The sequence below is a fragment of the Rhodococcus sp. JVH1 genome, assembly GCF_000280725.2.
In the GTDB taxonomy this organism is placed as follows: domain Bacteria; phylum Actinomycetota; class Actinomycetes; order Mycobacteriales; family Mycobacteriaceae; genus Rhodococcus_F; species Rhodococcus_F jostii_A.
Map to the genome: position 1 here is coordinate 447,981 of NZ_CP166290.1, position 21,129 is coordinate 469,109.

The following is a 21,129-nucleotide window of genomic DNA, read 5'->3' on the forward strand; positions in this document are numbered from 1 at the left end:
GACTACCTCCACTCTGACTCAGTTTCGGGGGATCTTGCCTTCTAACCTCTGACATTATAGGTTTGATTTATGGATGTCAACGGAGGAGCAAACGCATGACGCAGATACGCAGCCAGAACTTCATCGGCGGACGGTGGGTCGACCCCGCCGACGGCGCGCGGGCGCCGATCACGAATCCGGCAACGGGCACGGTGATCGGCGAGGTGGCGGCGAGCTCACGCGCCGACGTCGACCGTGCGGTCGATGCCGCCGAATCCGGCTGGCAGACATGGCGAGAGACGACCCCGCGGGAGCGCTCGGAGTATCTCTTCGCCCTCGCCGACGCGATGGCCGCGAACAAGAGCGAGCTGGCCGATCTCGAATCGGCGAATGTGGGCAAGCCCATCCTGAATGCCCGCGGCGAGGTCGACGAGGCGATCGACGGCCTGCGCTTCTTCGCCGGTGCGATACGCAGCTCAGAGGGATTGGCGTCCAACGGATTCCGCCGTGGCACCACCTCGATCGTGCGCCGGGAACCCATCGGCGTCGTAGGCCTGATTACCGCGTGGAACTTCCCCCTGATGGGCGCGATCTGGAAGGTCGGCGCCGCACTCGCCGCGGGGAACGCCTGCGTGCTCAAACCCGCCGAGCAGACCCCGTTGACGACACTGGCACTCGCCGAACTGGCGCACCCGATCCTGCCGCCTGGAGTCCTCAACGTCATTACCGGACAGGGCGATCCGGTCGGATCCGCGCTCTCCCAGCATCCCAAGATTCGCATGGTGTCGGTTACCGGCGCGGTCACTACCGGAAAGGCGGTGGCCGCCGCGGCGGCGCACACCCTCAAGCGGGTGCATCTCGAATTGGGGGGCAACTGTCCCGCCATCGTCTTCGGTGACGCCGATCTCGATGCGGTGGTCGCCGGAATTCGTCAGGCCGCCACGGTCAACTCCGGTCAGGTCTGCCTTTCAGCGTCGCGGCTTCTGGTGGCGAAGTCCTGCTACGACGATCTTCTCGATCGCCTCGTTCCCGCGTTCGAGTCGGTCCGAGTCGGCGCGCCCGAGGAGGGCGAGCACATCGAGATGGGGCCACTTGCCTATCGCGGGCACCGTGATCGGGTTGTCGGCTACATCCACAAGGCCCAGAACGCGAAGATTCTGACCGGGCACCTCGACCAGGACTCCGACAGCAATTTCGTTACCCCGACGGTGATCACCGGCGTCGAGCAGGGTGACACGATCGTGCAGGAGGAGATTTTCGGTCCGGTCGTGACCGTGCAACCGTTCGACACCGACGCCCAGGCGGTGGAGTGGGCGAACGGGACCCCCTTCGGGCTGGCCGCGTCCCTGTGGACCCGCGACCTGAACCGGGCGATGAACACCGCCCCGCGCCTCGAGTTCGGCACGGTCTGGATGAACGACCACCTGTCGATGCTTCCCGAGATGCCGCACGGCGGGGTCAAGGATTCCGGGTACGGCAGCGAAGGCTCGAGTTACGGCATCGACGAGTTCACCCAGGTCAAACACCTCTGGATCAAGCACGGTTGAGCCCTGAGACGTGATGTCCCGGCGCACCGCTCGCGGCGGCGCCGGAACATTCGTACAGACCGGTCTGGATGCTGAATACACCGGACCGGAGGGTTGCGGAACACCCAACAAGCGAATAACATCTAATGTCTGATGTTATATCATCACTCAGGGTTCGCCCCTGGGATCCCCCCGTGCCGCACACGTCGCCCGGAACGCCCACTCGATGGGCGCGGCGTAGCACACTATTCTTGAGACCCCGGAGGACAAGTATGCCCACCACCCGTGAACACATGACCCCGCTGGAACTCGCGCTCAGCGATCCCGCCCGTGACTCCGAGCTGGAACGGTGTCGGCAGCTGTTCGACGAAGGCGGTGTCACGCACGTGCATTGCCAGTACGTGAGTGTGCAGGGCCGCGTCCTCGGAAAGGTGATGCCGGTCAAGTATTTCCTCGAGACCGCCGGCCGCAAGGGCGTGCCCTTCGGCTACGCCGTCGCCGGCGGCCTGCAGGCGAGCCTGGCCGGTGAGCTGCTCGGACCAGGCGGCATCAGCACCCGGGAGGGCCTCCTGGTCCCCGACTTGGCCACCGCGCAGATCCTGCCGTGGGACCGGAGCGTGGCACGAGTGTTCTGCGACCACTTCCGCTCACTGCGCGAGGAAGTCGGACCGGGTGAACCGGAAGAGGCCGACGCCCGCGGCAACCTCAAGCGCGTCATCGCCGCCTTCCGGGAAGAGACCGGACTCGAGCTCCGCACCGGGTGCGAACCGGAGATGAGCTGGTTCAGCGGCCCGGACGCCATCGACCGCTCCGCCTCCTTCTTCCCCGACTGGGTGGGCCCGTCCTACCACCTCGAGCACATCGCGGAAATGATGCCGATCCTCAAGCGCATCACCCAATACGCCCAGGAAATGGGCTTCGAGATGATCCAGTCCGACTACGAGGACCCCGGCCAGCTCGAGTGCAACTTCCTCTACGACAACGCCCTCGCGACCGCAGACCGACTGATCACCTACCGGCAGATCTGCATGGCGGTGGCCAAGGAGTTCGGCGTCCTGGCCACCTTCATGCCCAAGCCGGTCCCCGGCATCATGGCCAACGGCTGCCACCACCATGCGAGCCTCTGGCGTGGCGACGAAAACGTGTTCGCCGACGACGACGATCTCACCGAACTCGGCCGGCACGCGCTCGGTGGCCTGCTCGAGCACACCCGCGGAATGACCGCGGTGCTCGCATCGACGACCAACTCCTACGCCCGGTTCTGGGACGTCGGCCTGTTCGCGCCGGCCGTCACCAACTGGGGATACGACAACCGCACCACCAGCTACCGTGTGCTGCCCGGACGCGTCGAAGTCCGCTCCCCCGACGCCGCCGTCAACCCCTACCTGTCCCACGCCGCGCTACTCGGTGCGATGGCCGACGGCATCCGCCGCAACCTCGATCCCGGCAAACCCGAACTCGGCAACGCCTACGCACCCTCCGACGAAGAGACCCCCTCGACCTTCGCGGCGCCGCCCCTGACCTTGTCCGAAGCCTTGGACGCCCTCGAGGAAGACAAGGCGGTCCGCTCCGTTCTGCCCGGCTCGCTCTACGACACCTTCACCGCCTGCAAGCGTGACGAATGCAACCGGCGCTCGGGCGCGATCACCGACTGGGACTTCAACACCTACCTGCGGTACACCCCGTAACACACCCTTTCGGACCCCGCCCCCGGGCGGGGTCCGATCGTCCATGCCGGTATCACCTCCAGAAGGATCCCTACCGTGAGCGATCTGCAACTCATCCAATCCGGAACTCTCGTCCTGTGCTCCACGGACATTGCCGCTCCCCCCATGACCTCCGTCGTCGACGGTGTGCGGTTCGGCTACGAGCCCGACCTCGGCCGGGCACTGGCCGGTCATCTGGGCCTCGAACTCCAGTGGGTCGACGTCCGCCGGTGGTCCGATTTCGTGCCGACACTGACCGAGAAGCGATGCGACGCAATCCTGTGCAACCAGGCCATCACCCCCGACCGCGAGGAAATCGTCGACTTCACCCTCCCCTACGGACGGTTCAACGAAGGAGTCGTCGTCCGCACCGACAGCCCCATCCACTCGGCCGCCGACCTCGTCGGCCGTAAAGTCGGCGCCATCACCGGGACCACCAACATTGCGCTGGCCGCATCGTTCACCGGCGCCGAGGTCGTCGAATACGGCTCCGGTGACGACGCCTTCCACGAGATGGCCGACGCCGCCGTCGACGGCACCATCGATGCGTTCGTCGACGACGAGATCGTCCTGCCCGCACTCGAAGCCACCGGTAAGCTGCGGGTCGCTTTCATCGCACCCAGCGGAAACCCGTACGGCATTGCGGTGCGCAAAGATTCAGATGCGTTGCGCACCAGCCTAAACGAGGCGATCCAGCACCTAATCGCGAACGGCACGCTCGCCGGAATCTGGAACAACAACTTCCCCACCAAAGCATTTCCCTTGTGAACCTGCCGTCGCCCTCGCGGCACGGCATCAACTTCCCGTGAAGGCGGCGACCGCCGACATCTGCACCTGTACAACGGCGGCCGCCGCCCAGACCGGACACACGGACCACTACCGAGGAACTCACCCCTCAACGGTTGGGAGAAACCTGTGGAATCGACGGTGACACATCCCGACGACGACATTCTCGACCTGGCCACTCTGTGGGCGCCGATCGGCGGGCCCACCCCGGGACCGGATCAGAGATCTCTTCCACATCGAGGTCGACGACTATCGTCGCCGACTACTCAATGCAATCCGCTTCCACCGAAGGCGCCTTCCCGAACGCACTCGCGCCGATCTCGAGCACGTGTACGGATCCTCGATCCTCACCGAACTCGACGAGACGCAGCGCACGAACACACCCCCACCACCCGATGACAGCCCAGCCTGGCGCGCTGATTAGGTTGCCGCGCATCGTCGCCCGACTGCGAACACCGACGTATGCCGGTACTGCCGGCTCGATCCCCGGACAACTATCCGACTGAATTACTTCTCTAGACAGCTGGTTTCCCATGTCTGAACCGCACACCAAGACCCGCGACTTCCGGCACGACCCCACGTCGAGCAGGAGCCTCGCCAACAACCCCGCCGCCGACGAGCACCCCACGGCGCATCCACTCCCCCGCCGACAACGGCTGCGCGACAGAGTCCGCGCGGAGCGACACACCCGCGTTCCGCGTGAGGCAGACCAGCTGATCCGCTTCGCACAGAACTGGATCCCGTACGGAGGACCGCCGCCAGACGAAATCATGGTCCAGTTCGGGATGACCACAGCCCGCTACCTAGAGGCCCTTCGACAGGCGATCTACCTGCCCGACTGCGACCCCAGCATCGCGCGCCGAATACACACTGCTTACTTCGCCCGCCGATCGACCCGATAGCCACTGGCGCCGCAAGCTGTCGAAGTCGGTCCTACGCTCAATGCAGCGACGCGCTCGTCGCCGTAGACATCAGTGACTCCGAGGAGCTAGCGGATGACGAACCAGTGAGTAAGGACCTTCTCACCCCCGAGCGTGAGCCCAGGCGGGGCGCGACGGCATGAGTTGTCGGAACCGCGCTAGAAGCGACTACTTCCTCACGGAACCGCCGCTGCACTTGTGTCCAACCGGTTGTTCTTTCCCTCCTTCGACCCGGTGGTCGGTACGCTGCTGGCGTTCTTCGCCGCCGGTTTCGTCGTCAGACCGCTCGGGGCGGCGGTATTCGGCCACCTCGGAGATCGGCGCGGACGACGACTCGCGCTGATCATCACCGTCACTCTCATAGGCTTATCGACCGGCCTGATCGGGCTGCTCCCCACCTACGACGCCATCGGAGCGCCGCCCCATCTTGCTCACCGCGCCGCGGTTCTCCAAGGGGTTTCGGTCGGCGGGGAGTGGGGCGGCGCGACACTGATAGCGCTCGAGTACGCACCTGCGCACCGCCGCGACTAGTACGCCGCGGTACCGCAATTCGGAGTCCCGATCGGGCTGTTGCTCTCAAGCGGCACGTTCGCACTCGTCGGCCTGCTACCCGATGAACAGTTCGACGGCAGGGGTTGGCGAGTGCCTTTCCTATCCGCGTTCATGCTGCTGGCTGTCGGACTCTACCTCCGAGCCCGGGTCGAGGAACCGATCGGAGCGCCGCTGTCCCCCGAAGCGCCGTGGAGGAATCGCAAGGCGAAGTACGTGGAGTGGCTCGCCTCACCGGACGCCTTCGCTCTGACGGCGAGGTAAACGGTGAACCGATCGGCTACGCCATGGCCCGTGTGAAGGATGAGGCTCAGGGCTCGTGGGAGTCGGGGGCGAGGACAGGCGTCCTGAAATCCCTTTCCGTACAGGCCGATCAGCGCGGAAGCGGGATCGGGACGCGGCTGTTCGAGGCAGTCCGGTCCGAGTTTGCGAAGCAGGACGCGGCCCAGTTGGAGCTATCCGTGATCACGAGTAACGGGGCCGCGATCCGGTTCTACGCCGGGCAAGGACTCGTGCCATACGTGACAACCCTGGTAGGTCGCAGTTAACCAGGGCGGCAACTCAGGTCGGCGCACCCGAGCCAGCGTGTGCGCCGACCACCCCGTCATGCCACCCGTCACGGCTCCACGCGTCGCGCCCTCGCCGGCTGACCAGACTGGTTCCGCCTGAAGTGGCCACGGTCGGGCGGCTTGGGTTGGACCCCGGAGGCTGCATGCCCGCTTGGTGAATGAGTCGATCTTCGGCTGTCCAGTACAAGCATTCCACCACCGCCGGAGGAGCTGAATCGAGGCGAGCCTCGTCCTCGAGGCCACCGTCCCATGGTGCCGGCGCCGAGGAACTCGACGCGAGTCGATGGGCGCCGAGTAACACGGGCGCAGGCAGATGTGGTGCTACGCGCTGTGGGCCGGATAGTCCGTGTAGCCCTCGGCGTCCCCGCCGTAGAACGTCGCGGGCACCGGTTCGTTGAGCGGCAGTCCTTTCGCAAGGCGGACGGGCAGATCGGGGTTGGCAATGAACGAGCGGCCGAAGGCGACGGCATCAATCAGGTCTCGGCCTTCTCGACGTCGTAGCTGCCGGCGCCGACGATGACGCCGGGAAATGCTGACCGCAGTTGGGCGCGAAACTCTTGGTCCAGGGGCGGGCCGCCCGCCCAGTCCGGCTCGGAAAGGTGCAGAAACGCTATACCGCGAGCCGCGAGCTCCGTCGCCACGTGAAACCCCATCTCGGCACTTTCCGGGTCGTCGAGCCCGTTGAAGGGACCGACTGGCGAGACGCGGACACCGATGTGGTCGGCGTCCCACGCGCCGGTCACCGCGTCGACGACCTCCAACATCAGCCGGGCGCGGTTGGTCTGCGATCCGCCGTAAGCGTCGTCCCGGTGGTTCGACTGTGGCGAAAGGAACTGGTGGAGGAGATAACCGTGCGCGCCATGGATCTCAACTGCGTCGAAACCCGCCTCGCGCGCGTTGACCGTTGCCGCGCGGTAGTCATCGATTACGCGTGGGATCTCGTCAGTACGCAGTGCTCGGGGCGTCGGGCAGCTCACACGCTCCGGACGCCCATTCACGCCGCGCAAGGTCGTGCGGTTTCGGTACGGCAGCGCGCTCGCCGACACGGGCAACGCTCCGTCGTGTAGTGACTCATGGGATACGCGACCCACGTGCCACAGCTGAGCGGCGATACGGCCGCCGGCCGCATGCACCGCGTCTGTCACGCGGCGCCACCCGGCCACCTGCTCGGGGCTGTAGATACCCGGCGTGTCCATATAGCCCTTGCCCTCGGGGGAGATCTGCGTTCCTTCCGAGACGATCAGGCCGGCGCACGCACGTTGAACGTAGTAGTCACGCATCAGGTCGTTGGGTACGTCGTCTGGTGGGGTGGCTCGCATCCGAGTGAGCGGCGCCATCAACACCCGGTTGGGCAGGTTTAGCGCTCCGACGCGCAGTGGTGAGTGCAGTGGGCCGGCTGATGTCGTTCGGGCGACGATGACGTCGCGGGTGTCCTCCATGAATGGGACTCCTTCACTTTTTTCTACAACATACAATCTTAGAGGTTTGATGTAAAAGGGTGGAGGGCGGAGTTTCGGTGCCGGAAACATTTCACGGTTGCCGCCGTGCGGATCTCTAGGCGCAAGCCCCGTGCTGAGCGCGACACGCTTGCGTCCCACTACCCGTTGCGCCGGCGTTCCACCCTCCACAACCGCGCCAATCATGCGGCCGTCGCGCACGTACTCAACGGTCATTCCTCGCGCGGGCTAGCCGTGTTCGAGGTCGCCGTCGACGGCGCGAGGTCTCGTCACGCTCTGCTGACGTCCCGAACCCAGCGTTGTAGTGGAGGGATTCGCGTCTTGTCCCGGGTCACGCATGGTTTGTGCGCACTGGGCGGTGATAATTCAGTTATCGCAGCTACGGGCCCGAATCCCCACGTCACCGCGTTTTTGCTCTGCAGAGTGCCGATTTTTTTGTGGCCTTGGTGACGAGGCTGTCGAATCTCGGCGACGCCCCCGCCCCGACAGGGCTGGCCGCAGCGTTGACGACCGACACCATGAGGGCCCTCGACCGACCGGCTCCTGCGCCGTCGAACTCAAGCCGTGAGCCGGGCTCCAGGAGGTCGGCGACAGGTTCACCACCTCCCGTGGCGCTTCATGAGGCAGTGGACGAGACCGGTTACCGTCTGTCGGTATGGGGACCACCTTCCACGGGCCGAGTCCGTGGCCGCACATCACCCGCGCCATCCGCACCCGCGGCGCCCGGTACGCCGCGATCGGCTACCTCGGACAGGACGCGCCCGCGCTGCTCCCGCTGCGCGCCGGGGACGTCCTGGTCGTCAACGCCTCCAAGGCTGCGGTCCGGGCGCACGCCACCTCCCCCGCCGCCCTCGCGTACTACGTGAACAGGGGGGTGCGGGTGCTGTCGTCGCCGACCCTGCATGCCAAGGTGATCGCGACCAACACCCGGGCGGTGATCGGGTCGGCGAACGCGTCGGAAAACTCCACCCTGGCCGATGACGCTGTGGTCATTACCGACGACCCTGAGATCGTCGCCGGTGTCCGTAAGTTCATCGACGGCCTCGACGAGATCACCGAGGTCGATCAGGTGTTCCTGGACGACGCGATCCTGGAGTGGGAGATCGGCCGCGCGGTTCCACTGCCCGGGGTCACCGGCAGGGTTCGCATCGAGACAGATTTCCTGCCGACGCCGGTGACTCGGATGTTCGTCAAACACGCCGTCGACTATCAACCCACCCGCACCGAACAACAGGTCCTCGACGAACTGCGGGGCCGCCATCACAGCCGCGGCGGCCCGGCGGCGAAGTACCAGCTCGAATCGCTTCGCCTCGACAGGCCCAGCGGGGTGAAGCGGGGCGACGTGATCGTCTTCGTCTCGGCCGATGACGAGTGGATTTACGCGCCGGCGGTCGTGGTGTCCGATCCCATGAAGATCCCGCGGTCCGGTGGAGCGGTTCTGTACTTCCTGCGCCTGCGCACCGGCCTGTCTCCAGTCCTCCTTTCCGATGCTGAGAAGGCGCTGACCGATCTAGGGCACCCGGGCTCACGGCTGCGGACCGACCACTTCGTCCGCTCCCCTGGCCTTAGGTCCGCGTTGCTGGGGTTGTGGGACCTCTGATCGTCAGCGTGCTTGTGTCAGCGTGAGAGTCAGCGCCGCAGAACCGGCGAACCCGAGCGTCGTGCGTTCGTCGCGCCTTGGCGGATCCACCCCAGAGCTCGCGACCCCGGCGGACCGGCGGGTAGGTATGCTGATCTCAGCTACCCGGACGTAGGACTCGTGTTCGAATCATTCTCGCGGGTAGGGATTCTCAGGAAATTCACCGACACCGCCGGGCCGGGTGATGCGACGATCGAAGCATGCGCCGCCGTCGTTGGCCGGCCCTCGCGCCGCCCACCACGGGAGGATCGCCCTGCACGCGGGCATGCCGATCGTGACCGAGAACGCCTCACCCTGAAACCGTCCACAGCGACCGCGTTCGCATCCGGGCTGCTGCTGCGGTTCCCGCTGTACGTCGCCGGTCTCCGCGCCGACTTCGCGCGCTACGAAACCCGGCCCCGCACCGACGCCCTCGATTGGTCGACGCAGTGGTCCTGGCCTCGGGGCGGACTCCACCCCACCTCGTTCACCCTCGCACTCGGGCCCAGCCCCTTCCCCACCACCTTCAAGTCCGATGCCCAGCGGTGACTGTGGAGACGCTGTTCGTCGAGCTGAATGCCGAGCGGGTGGTGGACGCTTCCCGGTCGCCCGGAAGCTGCCGGCGAACCGACCTGCATACCCGCACACGAGCGTCCGACGCTCAGGCAATACGGGCGATGCGAGCGGTCGCGCACATCGGACACCGGGTGGTCGCGCCGATGACCCACCCGTTGATCCCGGCGAACGCCTCCGCCGCGGATCGTCCGGCGACCGCGGCCTGCTACCTGTCCGCGCCGCTGCGCCTGGGCGAGGATCATATCGGTGCCCTCCACCTCTACAGCGTCGACGGCCACGGTTTCAGCGACCTCGACGCCGCCCTGCTGAAGATCTACACCACTGTCGGGGAAACCATCATCGGCCTCTCCCGGGACCTCGAGAGGCACTCCACGACCTGTCCGGCCTGAAAACCGCCATGGAGAACCGGGGCGTCATCGAACACGCCAAAGGTGCCCTGATGGCCTCCCGCGGGATCGGCGAGGACACCACCTTCGCGTCCCTCGTCGACGCCTCCCAACGCGAAAACGTCAAACTCGCCGCCAAGGCCCACCGGATGATCACCTCGTTGGACTGCCGATCCTGAAAACCGATCCTCGACCATGCCCTTGGCTGCGTGAGCCGACCGGGCGGGCCGCCAAACGGCTGGCCGAGCTGACCGGCCATGAGGCCTGCACCGTCCACCGCCTGCTGGAGCTGCAACCCGGCGGCGACCCGAAATACGATCGCGACAACAGGCTGGACGCTAACCTTGTTGTGGTGGACGAGTCGTCGATGATGGACGTCATCCTGGCCAACAAGCTGGTCAAAGCCATCCCGGAGGGGGCTCATCTGCTGCTGGTCGGTGACGTCGACCAGCTCCCTTCCGTCGGTGCCGGAGAAGTACTGCGCGACCTGCTGTCCGCCGACACGATTCCGCGGGTGCGGTTGACGAAGTTCTTCCGGCAGGCCCGGCAGTCCGGGATCGTGGTCAACGCCCACCGGATCAACGCCGCAACCCCGCCGCAGCTCACCGGGTTCGACGACTTCTTCTGGTTCGCCTGCGAACTCGCGGAACAGTCGGATCTGCACCCGGCCGAGGAGACCGCCGAGTTGGTGGTCGACATCGTCGCTCGCCGCATCCCCCACAAGTTCGGGCTTAACCCGCGCCAGGACGTGCAGGTCCTGGCACCACGGCCTTGCAATCTTGCGAGCAGAGTTTCTAGCCGCTACGCCTGCCTCCGCTTCGGTGGTTACCGCTCTGCCGGACTCGGTGCAGAGGGCCTGCGAGACGAGTAGTTCCGGGCAGATTCGATCCCCGTGTCGTAGTTGTCGACATACTTGGCAGCTGTTTTGGTGTACTTCGAACCGATTGCTGCTGGGTCGTAGGCCAGGAAGACGACGTCGGGCCGTCCGTTGTTGAACTTCCGGTATGTGCTGTAGTTCCAGCCATCGGGTGCGTAGTCGTCGTTCCAGGCGAGGCGGGCGACCGGGACGAATCCCGATTGCGCGTAGATCTTTGGAAGCACTGTGTCGAAGCAATCCAGTCGGTGTCCGCCGATTTCGGTTGTCTGAGATAGCAGCGCATATGCCGCCCTTGGATGGGCACAATCGTTGTGCGCGAAGACGGAGACAACTTCATCGCCGTTGACTGCGACGCCGGCCTTCCCGTCGTCGGTGACGAGCATCCGCATTCCGCGGTACTCGTGAGTGTCGTAGACGTAGACAGAGGCCGCGTAGGATTGTTGTTTCGGAGTGCGAGCATCTGCTCTCGATACAGATCTGCGTCGTGTCGGTCGAGTTCGTACAGCGTGGGTGTGCTGACACCTTTTGCGACTAGCCGCTCGCGTATGTGCGATGAGAGAGTGTGTTCGGCGATGGGAGTGATCTCGCGACCGGAGATCAGAATCCGAGGGCTTCGGCCTCCACGATCTCCGGGTCGGTCCAGTACTGCTCGATCTCCCGGCGCTTGTTGTCCGGCAGGTTCGGGCGCCACCCGTGTAGACGCCAGAACGCTTCCCGTTGTTCCTGGGTCAGTGTTGGTTCGTTGCTCATGGTGATTGTCCTTTGTGGTTGGGTCCTGCTGACTATTGTGCATCGCGTGTATCTGTTGTGCGCGTAGCGCTTCAGCGGCGGCCAGTCGTTGGTTGAGTAGGTTGCGAGAAGTGTCGTTGTTTTCGTGTGCGATTGCTTCGCGAAGTTCGTTCTGGCCGGCTGAGGTGGAGTCGTAGAGCGCGGTATGTTCTGCGACGGTTGCTTCGGCTCGGTGGACGCGTTGTTTGCGGGTGTTGTTGTCGGGATCGTCAGCTAGTGCGTGGAGTGCATCGTTCAGTTTGGTTCGGGCGCGGGTGAGTCGGATGCGCAGGTGTGGGGAGCAGCGTGGTCCGGGTTTGGGTTGGCACATCAGTCGGCGGCCACTTTCGGAGTGCGGTGGTCGACGAGGGTTGCGAACATGCGGGCGATTGTCTCGACCTTTGCAGTCTCCGTGGTGCGGGGTGTGATGAGGTACTGGTCGCGGCGGAGTTCGATCATCACGGCGCTCACCCGCGGGTCGTGCCGGTAGCGGTTGAGGGGGACGTAGCAGCCGCCCTAGGGGGTGTTGGTGGCGATGTCGCCGAGTGGTGCGAACGCGTCGAGTGCCTGTTCGCGAAGTTCATTCGAAGTGTGGAAGTCGTCGGTGCCGAGGCAAAGCGCTGGGCGGGACTTGTTGGGGTTCTCGAATCGGGAGGGGTGTTGGGGGTAGGAGTGGACGTCGATGATGACGGCTGCGCCGGTGTTGGCGATCCGGTCGTCGACCAGGTCGGTTAGCGTGGCGGCGTAGGGCCGGTAGTAGGTGTCCATGAGGCGTTGTGCGTCCGTGGCGGGTTCGGGCCGCAGCGGTGCGCGGTTGCAGGTGCGGGTGTATACCGCTCCCCTGCCGACGGCGTTCATGGGCTCGTCGTCGCCGGGGAATCTTTCGGGGTCGATGACGAGGCGGGAGAACTCGTTGGTGGCCAGCCAGGGTCGCGGGCGCCCGGATGCGAGAAGTTCCGCAGCACGGATGGCGATGTGATCTGTTGCGGTGTCAGTCGATTCGTCCAGCTCTAGCTGCAACTCGTCGTCGGTCAGGAGCATTCCGGCACCGACCGTCTCGGGGATGGAGCGGGAGGCATGCGGGACGTGCAAGATGACCGGCGAATCCGCATGGCCGGCATGAATGTGGCAGGAGGTCATTTTTTGTGTTCCTTGTTGGGTTTAGTATCGCCAAACGTTGCGTAGGATCGACCGCGTCGTTCGGAGCACGGCAGGGTCGACTGATCGGTGAGTCTTCCTCCTCGGTGCCCGCATAGGATCTCCTTCTTCGATGCGCATGTGTCGAAGTCTTCGGTGGGTGGATGCTGTCGCTGCGCTAACGCGTTGGAGGTGGGTCCCGGTCGGTGACTGGCCCGGGGTCTTTGAGTGCTTGATTACGTAGTCTGCGGCGGTCGATGGCTCCGTGGGTGAGGGCGGTGGGGCGGTGTCCGACGTGGTACTGGCCGGGATTGTGGGGGCAGGGGAACACCGAGAGTCCTTTCGATCCGTGGTGGCGTCTGCGGACGCTCTTGGCGTCGGATCGGGCAAGGTAGCTTCGGAGTTTGCAGCGCCTGCACCAGATCCACCGGGCAGCGGGATTGTGTGATCGAGTTAGGGCCATGGTGTTTCGCCTCTTTTCACGTGCAGGACCATTCGTAGAAGGCGGCTACGCGCCCCGGTCGATCTGGAGGTTGAGCCAGTCGGTGAGCCATTGGATGGCGGTGCGGCCGGCGTTGTCGACGACGAGGTGGTTGTAGTCGGTGTGGGCGCTGGAGGTGAAGAATGATGCGGCGTTCAACCCTTCGGAGACCAGGGCGGCGAGGTCGCCGGCACCTTGGGAGTGGGCGATGGTGGTCAGCGATCCGGTCAGTCCATTCAGGTCGAGATTCTGCGCTTGGGCGTTGATCGGGGTCGGAGCAGTGTGGGCTTGTTTGCCGAGGAGGGCCGGGTTTGTTTTGGTGGCCTTGCCGGTGAGCATGTTCACCGCGACCGAGGCGATGTCGAGGCCGACGGGCAGCAGTCCGGTCATGGCGGCTCCGGCGCCGAGCGGGTCGGGCGCCTGCCCTGGTGGTGGGAGGAGTTTCTCCACGGCGGCCCAGGCGATTTCCTGGATCTGGCCGATCAGGTTGGCGAGCCGGATGACATCGACATTGGCCAGGATCGAGGTCACCAGGGCTGCGATCTGGGTGAACCCGGAGGGGTCCGGGATGACCGAGAGGATTTGTGAGACCCACCGAAGGTCGACGCCCGCGGCGAGTGTGACCAACGGCGCGAACTGGTTGTTCAACTCCCCCGCGATCTGGTGCGCCCCGTGTGCGTCGAGCGCGGCAACCGTCTGCGGGAGGACCGTCAGGTTGTGCAGGATTCCGGGGAAGTCGAGTGCGGTTACGCCGGTCACCACGTTGAGTACTTGGCCGACGACGACGCTCGGCTTGAGGACCGCCAGCACGCTCGATGCGGTCGTGAGAGCGTCGGCGGGTGTGGCGGTCAGCGGCGCGACCTGTGCGCTCAGTGTTCCTGCTGCGTTGGACAGTGCGGTCGCCTCCGGCGAGGTGGCTGGCACGGTGGCTGCGCCGGACTGGACCAACGCCGAAGCGGTGTCGGCGAGTTTGCTCGCGGTGGTCACCGCATTCGACAGGTCGGCCTGGGACGCGGCGGTCAGGAGCTGTCCGGCGGCGTGTTCAGCGGTTCCCGGTGCTGCGGTGGTCAGGTGGGCGGTGGCAGCGGAATTCGCTGCGCCGGTCGCGATCAGATCCGCGATCGGGCTGAGGGTATGCATCAGGGACGTCGCGGAGTTCGCCAGCTGTCCGACGTCGATCGTGTCTGCGTTGATTTGTTGCGCCAATGTGGTGGCGTTGCGGCCGAGTGCTGGCAGATCGGCTTGGGAGAAGTCCGCGGTCAATGCCTGAGCGATGCCAGTGCTTCCGTCGGGGGGCGGGCGCCCCGAGGTCGGCACTGGGCGTCTTGCTGAGGATGGAGCCGAGCGACCCGAGGAGCGGGCTTGTCCCTTTCTGGATGGAGCAGTACAGGTCCTTGCCGGTGTAGCAGATGGAGGCGACCCGGCCGGAGAGCTGGCCCATTCCCTGCGGGCGGGGGTCGGCGATGCCGGTGCCTGCGGCGCGGGGGCCGACGACGGCTTCACCCTGGGTGCCCGAGCCGGGGTCCGCCAGCAGGCCGACCCCGAGTACTCGATCGGGTTGGATGGGGCCCTTGCCGTTACCGATGTCGGAGGCGAGATCGCCGGCCGCGTCAGCGCCCTGAGAGTATCCGGTGATCGTGAACTTCGTTCGCGTGCACTTGCTTGCCATGTCGGTCAGCACATTGGCTGCTTTGGTGCGTGCGTCGGACTTGCTGTCGGCGTAGGTCTTTCCGTTGTCGAACGCGCGGGCCATATACGGCAGGGTGTAGACCTCCGCGCGGTCACCGTGGGTAGCTGTGATGGTGTCGGCGATCGGTTTGAGGATGCCGACCGCAACGGAGGGGTCGGCATGCTCGTTGGTTTCCCAGGTTCCGGGGATGAAGAGGTTGAATGTCGATGCGCATCTGGCCGGGTCCGCGTGCGCCACCGCCGGGACGGTCACCGCTGCGGCTCCGGTGGCGACCGTCGCGGTGACCAGTGCCGCGAATGTGCGTTGGGCGGTCGGACGTGTGGCGGGCATTGGCACCTCATCTACCGGGCGGACTGGGGTGGATCACCGTTCGGTGAGCACAACAGTGGCCCCAGCCGGTTGCGCTCGCGTCGAGGTGAGTGCCCACAGTGGTCGGTTAGTACGGTGAGATCAACGTGACCTGTGGATAACTCCACGGTCTATGGGCCTCCGTCGAGATGGTCACCGCTGTGCCGGGTTCGCACCCCGGTCAATGTGGCGTCCGGTTCATGAAAGTCCATGAGTGCGGGCCTCGATCCCCGCGAAAAACGATGTTGCGCCGGTATCGAGTTATCCGGCTTCGTCGCGGCCGTTGCACTGCCTCGATTGCGTCGGGCGCTAATGTCCACATCATTCTCGGTAGACGTTGCGCAACGGCTTTCGGAGGCACCGGTGGCGTTGCGGCAGCCGCATGCAAATCGGTGGGCTGCGGCCGACCTCGTCCTGTGCGGGCGTGCCCGTGGAGCGCCGCATCTCACGCCGTGGTGGGATTAGCAGTGCGCACTGACCATCCGGTTGCGCAAGCTGATCAGGGACCCGTTGCGTTCCCGGGACACCGGGGTGTTAGTGAGGTCGTCATGCCGGTCGAAGGCAGGGAGCGGTGGGATCGCGAATCCTGCATTGACCGCGGCTGCGACGGCCTTGTTGTACCGGCGAAGCGCGGTGCTCGGGGCTTTTGCCTCGGTGGCATCGGCGAGCTGACCCCAGGTCGTGGCCGGTTCGGTGATCTTGATTCGAGCCGTCTTCTTCACCAGCGGATCGAGACTGCTCTCCTCGATGAACGCCAGCAGTTGCGCGGTAGTCGGCTCTGCCGCCCGCATCCCGGGTTCACCGTGTGCCTCGGTCATTGCGGTGGCAGCAGCATGTTTCGCAACCTCGCAGTCCGCGGCAACCGCGCTTGCGTCAACGTCGCCGACGTTGCCAACTGCTGCAACGCTCGCCTCCACGCGATCATCCCCGGCAACGACCCAGTCGGAGTTGTTGACCAGCATTGCATCGCCGCCGCCGAAGGCAAGCGACTGTGCGAGCACATTGAACTCGGCGTACGCGGACCCGATTGCCTTGATGAGGACGCCGACGCCATGTGTGAAGGCGAGGACGAGCAAGGGCGGGATGATCGCAATGAGTGAGGCACCGGTCGGCGACAGTGGTGTGTAGCCGAGGTCGATACCGGCTGTGACAGCGCGGGCAGCTCGGAGACCAGCCTGATGTGCGTGATAAGCGTTGCCGAACACGCTGATGAGCACGACGACGACGGCGAGGGACAGGAAGAACTTCTTCCCGGCCGCACCGCCGCTGATCTTGCTCAGCGCAACGACCGCAATCGTGGCACCGAGAATTGCACCATCCACGATGGCCGGGAAAATCCAAGCGAGCCAGTGCGGAATGCCCGCCTGTTGCGAAAGGTCTCGTTGCACCGCGAAGGACAGAACGAACGCACCGATGGTGATGCCCACCGCAATGATGATCGCAATGAGCAATGCGGCGATCAGGGCGTGGAGCTGAATTCGTGCGGCGCGGAGGTTGAGGTCTGTCATGTTCGGATGGTCCTTTCCGGTTCCGGGTTGGTCGTGGCGCGCGGCCGCGCCGCGCCGGTCGCTGTCAGATTGCGGATTCGCGAGCGGGCACGGACACCGTGGCGCATGCCGTTGCTTTGCCGTGGCGTTGCGGACGAAACGCGAAAGCTTGCGCTCGCGCTCACTGGCCGAGGGTTCATTGCGCGTATGTGGGTTGAGGATGTTGCAGGTTGCGGCGAGGTGGCGTTCGCGGGTTGCGGAAACGAAGCGTTGGTAGTCGCGGCGTTGCGCCTGGTGTGCGTGTGCGGGCGCGGTCGGGTCGAACGCCGTTGCGTACCTGTCGCGGCCGGCGGTGAGTGCGCAATGTGTGTCTTGGGGCGTGCGCCATCCGGTTGCGGGCACATCCTGCTTTCTTGCCCGGCCGAACCGAAGCGTGCAATTGATCGGGGGTAGGCCTTTCGTGGGGTTCGGGTCGTGCTGTGGTGGTTGCGCAACGCGTTCTCCCGTTTGCTCGGGACGGTCGCACGTCGGCGGGCTCGAGCGCGGCGTGCGCAAACGGATAAGCGTTGCTGCTTGCGTGGTGTGCCGTCGGGCGCAATTCTGTGCAGAGGACACGGTGGCGGTTGTCCGCGTTGCGCCGTATTGCGCCTCGAGCTGCACGTCGGCGCAACTCGAGGCGCACGGGGAGGGAATCGTTGCAACGACGGTCGGCGAAGTGCGCAATGGGCCGGGGCGGCTGCGTTGTGGCTGCGGTTGCGGCTGCGGCTGCGGCTGCGGCGAGGTTGGCGCCTCCGGTGGGTATGCAATGCCGGGTGTCCGTGTTCACGCGATCACGTCGATCAGCCAGCGCCCGGCGACGTGGGTGGTGGTGATCGTCTGGGTGAATTGCGTGGCGGGTTCGCCGGGTCGCATCTCGGTGAGGACGAGCGTGTAGTGGTTGTCGTTGGTTTCGATGGTGCGGAGGCAGTAGTTGGTGCCGAGTGGGACGGTGTCGATGCCTGCTTGGATCTTGTCGGCCGTCGGGAGCGGTGAGCTTGGTGCGGCGAGGGCGCGTACGGCTTGGCCGGATCGGAGCACGTAGTAGGCGTGTTCGAATGCGGCGATCACCCCAGTTCCGGTCTTCTGGTCGCCGCGGTCGCTCTGGCACTGGCTCTCGTCACCGCGGGGTGCGGCTGAGAGGCTTTCTGCGGGATCGGAGTTCGCCGCGGGGGTAGTTGTGACAGTTTCGGGTTGTTGGGTTGCCTCTGGGGCGCCTGGAGTGGTGTTTTCGGGCTCGCCGACCCGCAGTGCGGTCCAGCCGACGGTGCCCGCCGCAGCGAGAACCAGCACGGCGCCGATGGCGGTCTTGGTGCCGACTCGCCGCTGCCCAGGCTTCTCTGATTTCGGCGGTGGGAGTGATCGGGCCGGTGTGCTCGTGGCGGCGGGCCCGCCGGACGACGAGGTGGTGTCGCGTCGGCCCGACGGGGTGGTGGCAGTGGGTGCTGGTCCGAGGGTGTCGATCACTGCCGGATGCCGGGTTGGTTTCCGCGCTCCGCTGTTAGGCCTGTATTTCCTCACCTGCGGTCCCTTTCGGTTTCACCGTGCAGCGGTTTCGACGGTCGACAGGAGCGCGCCGACCTCTGCGGGCATCGCCGTGCGTAGGTCTGCGCCGGCCTGGAGCAGTTGGTTTCCGCCTGGCTGTTCGGCCACCCATGCTGCTGTCTGTGTTCCGGCGTCGACGGCCTGATCGATCACTGGTTGGCCGATGGCCTCGGTTACGGCGGGTGCGGTGTTGTCGGCCCACTCGATCGCGGCGGAACCGGTGGTTGTCGTGGCGGCGGTGTCGACGGCCTGTGCTGCCGCGGGGGTGGCCTGTTCGACGAATTGGGCGGCGGGCTGCAGATCGACGACCGGCGCAGGTTCGGGAGCCGGCACGGGTGCGGGTTCGGGTGCGGGTTCGGGTGCCTCGCCAAGGTTCTCGCCCGCCCCGTAGGCGGCGCCCGCGAGTGCACCTCCTGCCGCGGACATCGCCCCGACGGTGACGGCCGCGGGCGCGCCGAGTGCGAGGCCGCCGATGATCGCGCCGGTACCGGCGCCCGGACCGGCGAGGACGGGCCCGCCGATAGCGGTCCCGGCGGCGAGGCCGATCAGTGCGCCGCCGGCGGCTCCCACGGCACCGGCGGTGACCCCAGCTGCGGTCGCACCGGCCACACCGGCGGTGACGGCACCTGCTGTGGCGGCGGCGGCCATGCGGTCCGAGCGGGTGGTGGGGACGCCGAGGGAGTTGAAGAATGTCGCGCCCTGAGCTTCGAGGATGGCGCTGGTGTTGTTGAGTTTGTCGGCCTCGGTCTTGGGCAGCCAGTCTGGGCGGGGTCCGGTGAGATAGCCGAAGCGGTAGGTGTCTTCTGGGGCTTGGATCGGTGCGACCGGACCGCCGTGTCCCGGGACAATCTCGGGTTCCTGATCGGCCTCGGGTACGTGCTGCTTCCCTACTGGTAACGGGGTGTCGTTGTAGAAGGTGGGCTCGGTGTATGTGGGTGCTTGGCGGGTGGGCGAGTTCTGGTACTCGGTGGGGATCGGGATGTAGGTGTCCCAGTCCGCGGTTGTGCCAGCGTCTTCGGAGCTCTGCTGTGGGGTCTGGGACGGCTCCGGGGTGGGGGTGGTGACGCCGGCCTGGCCGCCGTCGCCGGTGATGCCGGCTTGCCCGGTGTTGTCGTTGATGCCGGCCTGTCCCGGTACCGCTGCCGCGTTGGGGGCGAGGGAGATCCCTGCCGCGATGCACGCGGCCACAAGGGCGGCGGTGGTGCTCTGGCGCACGACCTGGCGGTGGCGCCCGGTGTGGTGTGCTCGGTTCCTGGTGTGGGAGTTCGGAGCGGTCATAATTCTTCCCTTTCGTGACTGGGTGTGTGCGGTTTCCGTGGGTGAACGGTTATGGGCTGGCGGAGGCGCGGCTTAGGTCAGCCGGTGCTGGTGATCAGGTCGACGACGGTCGCGGCGATCACGGTCAAAGAGTCGGTGGTGGTACGCCGCAGGCGGCTCGGGACGATGCGTTCCCCTCCGGCGAACAGCGGCTCGTAGGGCATGCGGAGTACCTGCACACCCAGTGCAATGAATGCGTCAACGGTGTCGGATTCGACCATCGGGCTGTCCCCGGGGCCATCGGTGATGATGACCACGGTCCGGTCCAGTCGGCCGCTGTGCGAGGTGGAGAGGTCGAGGAGCATGCGGTGGGCTGTGGTGGCGGCATCGCGGCGCAGGGGCACGGGCACGACGAGGGCGTCGGCCTGCGAGACGGCCCATTGCCAGCTGCCGGCGAGGGGGTTGTTCCCGGTGTCTGCGACCAGGATCTCGCGGTGGTGGGCGAGGATCGAGGCCAGTGCCGCGGCATCCTTGCGGCCTAAACCTGCCCGCTGTGCTGCGGTGTCGTGGTGGCCGACGAGGACGTCCTCGCCGGAGGGCTGGCGGGTCAGATGCCGGCCGAGTACCGAGGGCCGCAGGTGCCCGGTGGCGGCCTGGTCGGCGGCGAGGAGCCCGAAGACATGTTGCCCGTCCGCAGGTGGGACGGGGACACGGTCAGCGAGGCTGCCCGCGCTCTCGGCGAGGTCGGCGCAGACCACGCTGGCGCCGCCGCGGTGCGTGGCCAGCGTTTGCGCGACGCCGACGGCGATCGGGGTTTTGCCGACCCCGCCTTTGATGTTGGCCACGGTGACCGTGGCGAAGTCGGGGACCCGGCCGGTGATTGTCGCCGCGGCCGCGCGGAGTCGCATTTCGGCCGACTGGCGTTTCGGGGTCAGGCGCAGGCCCAGGGCGGCGTTGAGTCGTCCCCGCATGCCGGTGTGCGCCGGCTCCGCTGCACCCGGGTTGATTCCGGGTGCCGCCAGGATCGACACCGCCTGGCGTCGAACGGGTGTGGGGTGTCGCCCGCTCTCCTTCTCGGCCTGGTCGGGTGCCGGGTGCCCGGTGTGGCCGAGGGCGTCCATGGTGATGCTGACCGGTTCCTGGGCGACAGGGGCGGCGTTGTCCAGTTCCCCGTCGTGGTCGGTGGAGGGGATGGGGCCGGTCGGGGCGGAGCGGGTCGCGGTTCCGTCGGGTGAGACGGTGACCTGCGTGCAGCGGCCGGACCGGTGGACGGCGACCTCGACGGGCGCGCCGGCGTCGACGGCTCGTTTCTGGCTGTATTCGTAGATGCTGTCCTGGATCGTCTTCCCGGCGGGTGCGACCAGCTCGTCGCCGGTGCCGGTTACCCGTGCGGCGGTGTCGGAGACTATCTCGATGGTGAACTCGTGCATG

At 66.1% G+C, this 21,129-nt stretch carries 19 protein-coding genes and 2 pseudogenes; 12 read left to right on the plus strand and 9 right to left on the minus strand.

The window, feature by feature from the left end:
- Positions 1-95 precede the first annotated feature (95 nt).
- From JVH1_RS39635 to JVH1_RS39665, 7 genes are all read left to right on the plus strand, one after another.
- A complete protein-coding gene (locus tag JVH1_RS39635) occupies positions 96-1,526 on the plus strand; it encodes an aldehyde dehydrogenase (protein WP_009480766.1) in 1,431 nt (476 codons plus the stop codon).
- Positions 1,527-1,777: 251 nt separating this feature from the next.
- Positions 1,778-3,193 carry a glutamine synthetase family protein gene (locus JVH1_RS39640; protein WP_009480765.1) on the plus strand — a complete coding sequence of 472 codons (1,416 nt, stop codon included), beginning with the start codon at positions 1,778-1,780 and terminating at the stop codon, positions 3,191-3,193.
- 75 nt (positions 3,194-3,268) lie between these two features.
- On the plus strand, positions 3,269-3,979 hold the full coding sequence (locus JVH1_RS39645) for an ABC transporter substrate-binding protein (protein WP_009480764.1): 711 nt from the start codon (positions 3,269-3,271) through the stop codon (positions 3,977-3,979).
- 551 nt (positions 3,980-4,530) lie between these two features.
- Positions 4,531-4,899: a hypothetical protein gene (locus JVH1_RS39650; protein ID WP_009480762.1), complete on the plus strand. Its 369-nt coding sequence runs from the start codon at positions 4,531-4,533 to the stop codon at positions 4,897-4,899.
- A 216-nt stretch (positions 4,900-5,115) separates the two neighbouring features.
- Positions 5,116-5,448 (plus strand): MFS transporter, encoded by a 333-nt coding sequence (locus JVH1_RS39655; protein ID WP_009480761.1) that lies wholly within the window; start codon positions 5,116-5,118, stop codon positions 5,446-5,448.
- A gap of 111 nt (positions 5,449-5,559) precedes the next feature.
- Positions 5,560-5,730, plus strand: a complete 171-nt coding sequence (locus JVH1_RS39660; protein WP_202803517.1) for a hypothetical protein — start codon at positions 5,560-5,562, stop codon at positions 5,728-5,730.
- A 23-nt stretch (positions 5,731-5,753) separates the two neighbouring features.
- The gene (locus JVH1_RS39665) at positions 5,754-6,014 is read left to right on the plus strand and encodes an N-acetyltransferase (RefSeq protein WP_051033844.1); all 261 of its coding nucleotides are present in this window, start codon (positions 5,754-5,756) and stop codon (positions 6,012-6,014) included.
- A gap of 494 nt (positions 6,015-6,508) precedes the next feature.
- Here JVH1_RS39665 and nemA read toward each other — a convergent pair whose 3' ends face one another.
- A complete protein-coding gene (gene nemA, locus JVH1_RS39670; RefSeq protein ID WP_009480758.1) occupies positions 6,509-7,474 on the minus strand; it encodes an N-ethylmaleimide reductase in 966 nt (321 codons plus the stop codon).
- A gap of 673 nt (positions 7,475-8,147) precedes the next feature.
- On the opposite strand from nemA, the gene JVH1_RS39675 reads away from it, so the two are divergent.
- The 5 genes from JVH1_RS39675 to JVH1_RS39695 all read left to right on the plus strand — a co-directional run bounded on the left by JVH1_RS39675 (position 8,148) and on the right by JVH1_RS39695 (position 10,943).
- Positions 8,148-9,092 carry a phospholipase D family protein gene (locus JVH1_RS39675; RefSeq protein WP_009480757.1) on the plus strand — a complete coding sequence of 315 codons (945 nt, stop codon included), beginning with the start codon at positions 8,148-8,150 and terminating at the stop codon, positions 9,090-9,092.
- 159 nt (positions 9,093-9,251) lie between these two features.
- Positions 9,252-9,659, plus strand: a complete 408-nt coding sequence (locus JVH1_RS39680) for a hypothetical protein (RefSeq protein ID WP_009480756.1) — start codon at positions 9,252-9,254, stop codon at positions 9,657-9,659.
- A complete protein-coding gene (locus JVH1_RS39685) occupies positions 9,656-10,075 on the plus strand; it encodes an antitermination regulator (RefSeq protein ID WP_043783030.1) in 420 nt (139 codons plus the stop codon). The genes JVH1_RS39680 and JVH1_RS39685 overlap by 4 nt, the downstream gene beginning before the upstream one ends.
- Positions 10,076-10,083: 8 nt before the next feature.
- Positions 10,084-10,251 carry an ANTAR domain-containing protein gene (locus tag JVH1_RS39690; protein WP_009480754.1) on the plus strand — a complete coding sequence of 56 codons (168 nt, stop codon included), beginning with the start codon at positions 10,084-10,086 and terminating at the stop codon, positions 10,249-10,251.
- A 26-nt stretch (positions 10,252-10,277) separates the two neighbouring features.
- Positions 10,278-10,943 carry an ATP-dependent RecD-like DNA helicase gene (locus JVH1_RS39695; RefSeq protein ID WP_083849932.1) on the plus strand — a complete coding sequence of 222 codons (666 nt, stop codon included), beginning with the start codon at positions 10,278-10,280 and terminating at the stop codon, positions 10,941-10,943.
- Here the strand turns inward: JVH1_RS39695 and JVH1_RS39700 are convergent.
- The 8 genes and pseudogenes from JVH1_RS39700 to JVH1_RS39735 form a co-directional block, all read right to left on the minus strand.
- Positions 10,898-11,332 carry a hypothetical protein gene (locus JVH1_RS39700; protein ID WP_237735350.1) on the minus strand — a complete coding sequence of 145 codons (435 nt, stop codon included), beginning with the start codon at positions 11,330-11,332 and terminating at the stop codon, positions 10,898-10,900. The two genes, JVH1_RS39695 and JVH1_RS39700, sit on opposite strands and share 46 nt — an antisense overlap.
- 214 nt (positions 11,333-11,546) lie before the next feature.
- Complete coding sequence (locus tag JVH1_RS39705) at positions 11,547-11,699, minus strand: hypothetical protein (RefSeq protein ID WP_009480751.1); 153 nt, start codon at positions 11,697-11,699, stop codon at positions 11,547-11,549.
- A 348-nt stretch (positions 11,700-12,047) separates the two neighbouring features.
- A pseudogene (locus JVH1_RS39710) lies at positions 12,048-12,857 on the minus strand (N-formylglutamate amidohydrolase).
- Positions 12,858-13,362: 505 nt separating this feature from the next.
- Positions 13,363-15,355, minus strand: a pseudogene (locus JVH1_RS39715) (cutinase family protein).
- A 479-nt stretch (positions 15,356-15,834) separates the two neighbouring features.
- Complete coding sequence (locus tag JVH1_RS39720; protein WP_009480746.1) at positions 15,835-16,881, minus strand: DUF2637 domain-containing protein; 1,047 nt, start codon at positions 16,879-16,881, stop codon at positions 15,835-15,837.
- 801 nt (positions 16,882-17,682) lie between these two features.
- Positions 17,683-18,363 (minus strand): hypothetical protein, encoded by a 681-nt coding sequence (locus JVH1_RS39725; RefSeq protein ID WP_009480745.1) that lies wholly within the window; start codon positions 18,361-18,363, stop codon positions 17,683-17,685.
- Between the two features lie 72 nt (positions 18,364-18,435).
- Positions 18,436-19,719 carry a hypothetical protein gene (locus tag JVH1_RS39730; protein ID WP_009480744.1) on the minus strand — a complete coding sequence of 428 codons (1,284 nt, stop codon included), beginning with the start codon at positions 19,717-19,719 and terminating at the stop codon, positions 18,436-18,438.
- 77 nt (positions 19,720-19,796) lie between these two features.
- Positions 19,797-21,128 carry a ParA family protein gene (locus tag JVH1_RS39735; RefSeq protein WP_009480743.1) on the minus strand — a complete coding sequence of 444 codons (1,332 nt, stop codon included), beginning with the start codon at positions 21,126-21,128 and terminating at the stop codon, positions 19,797-19,799.
- Position 21,129 lies beyond the last annotated feature (1 nt).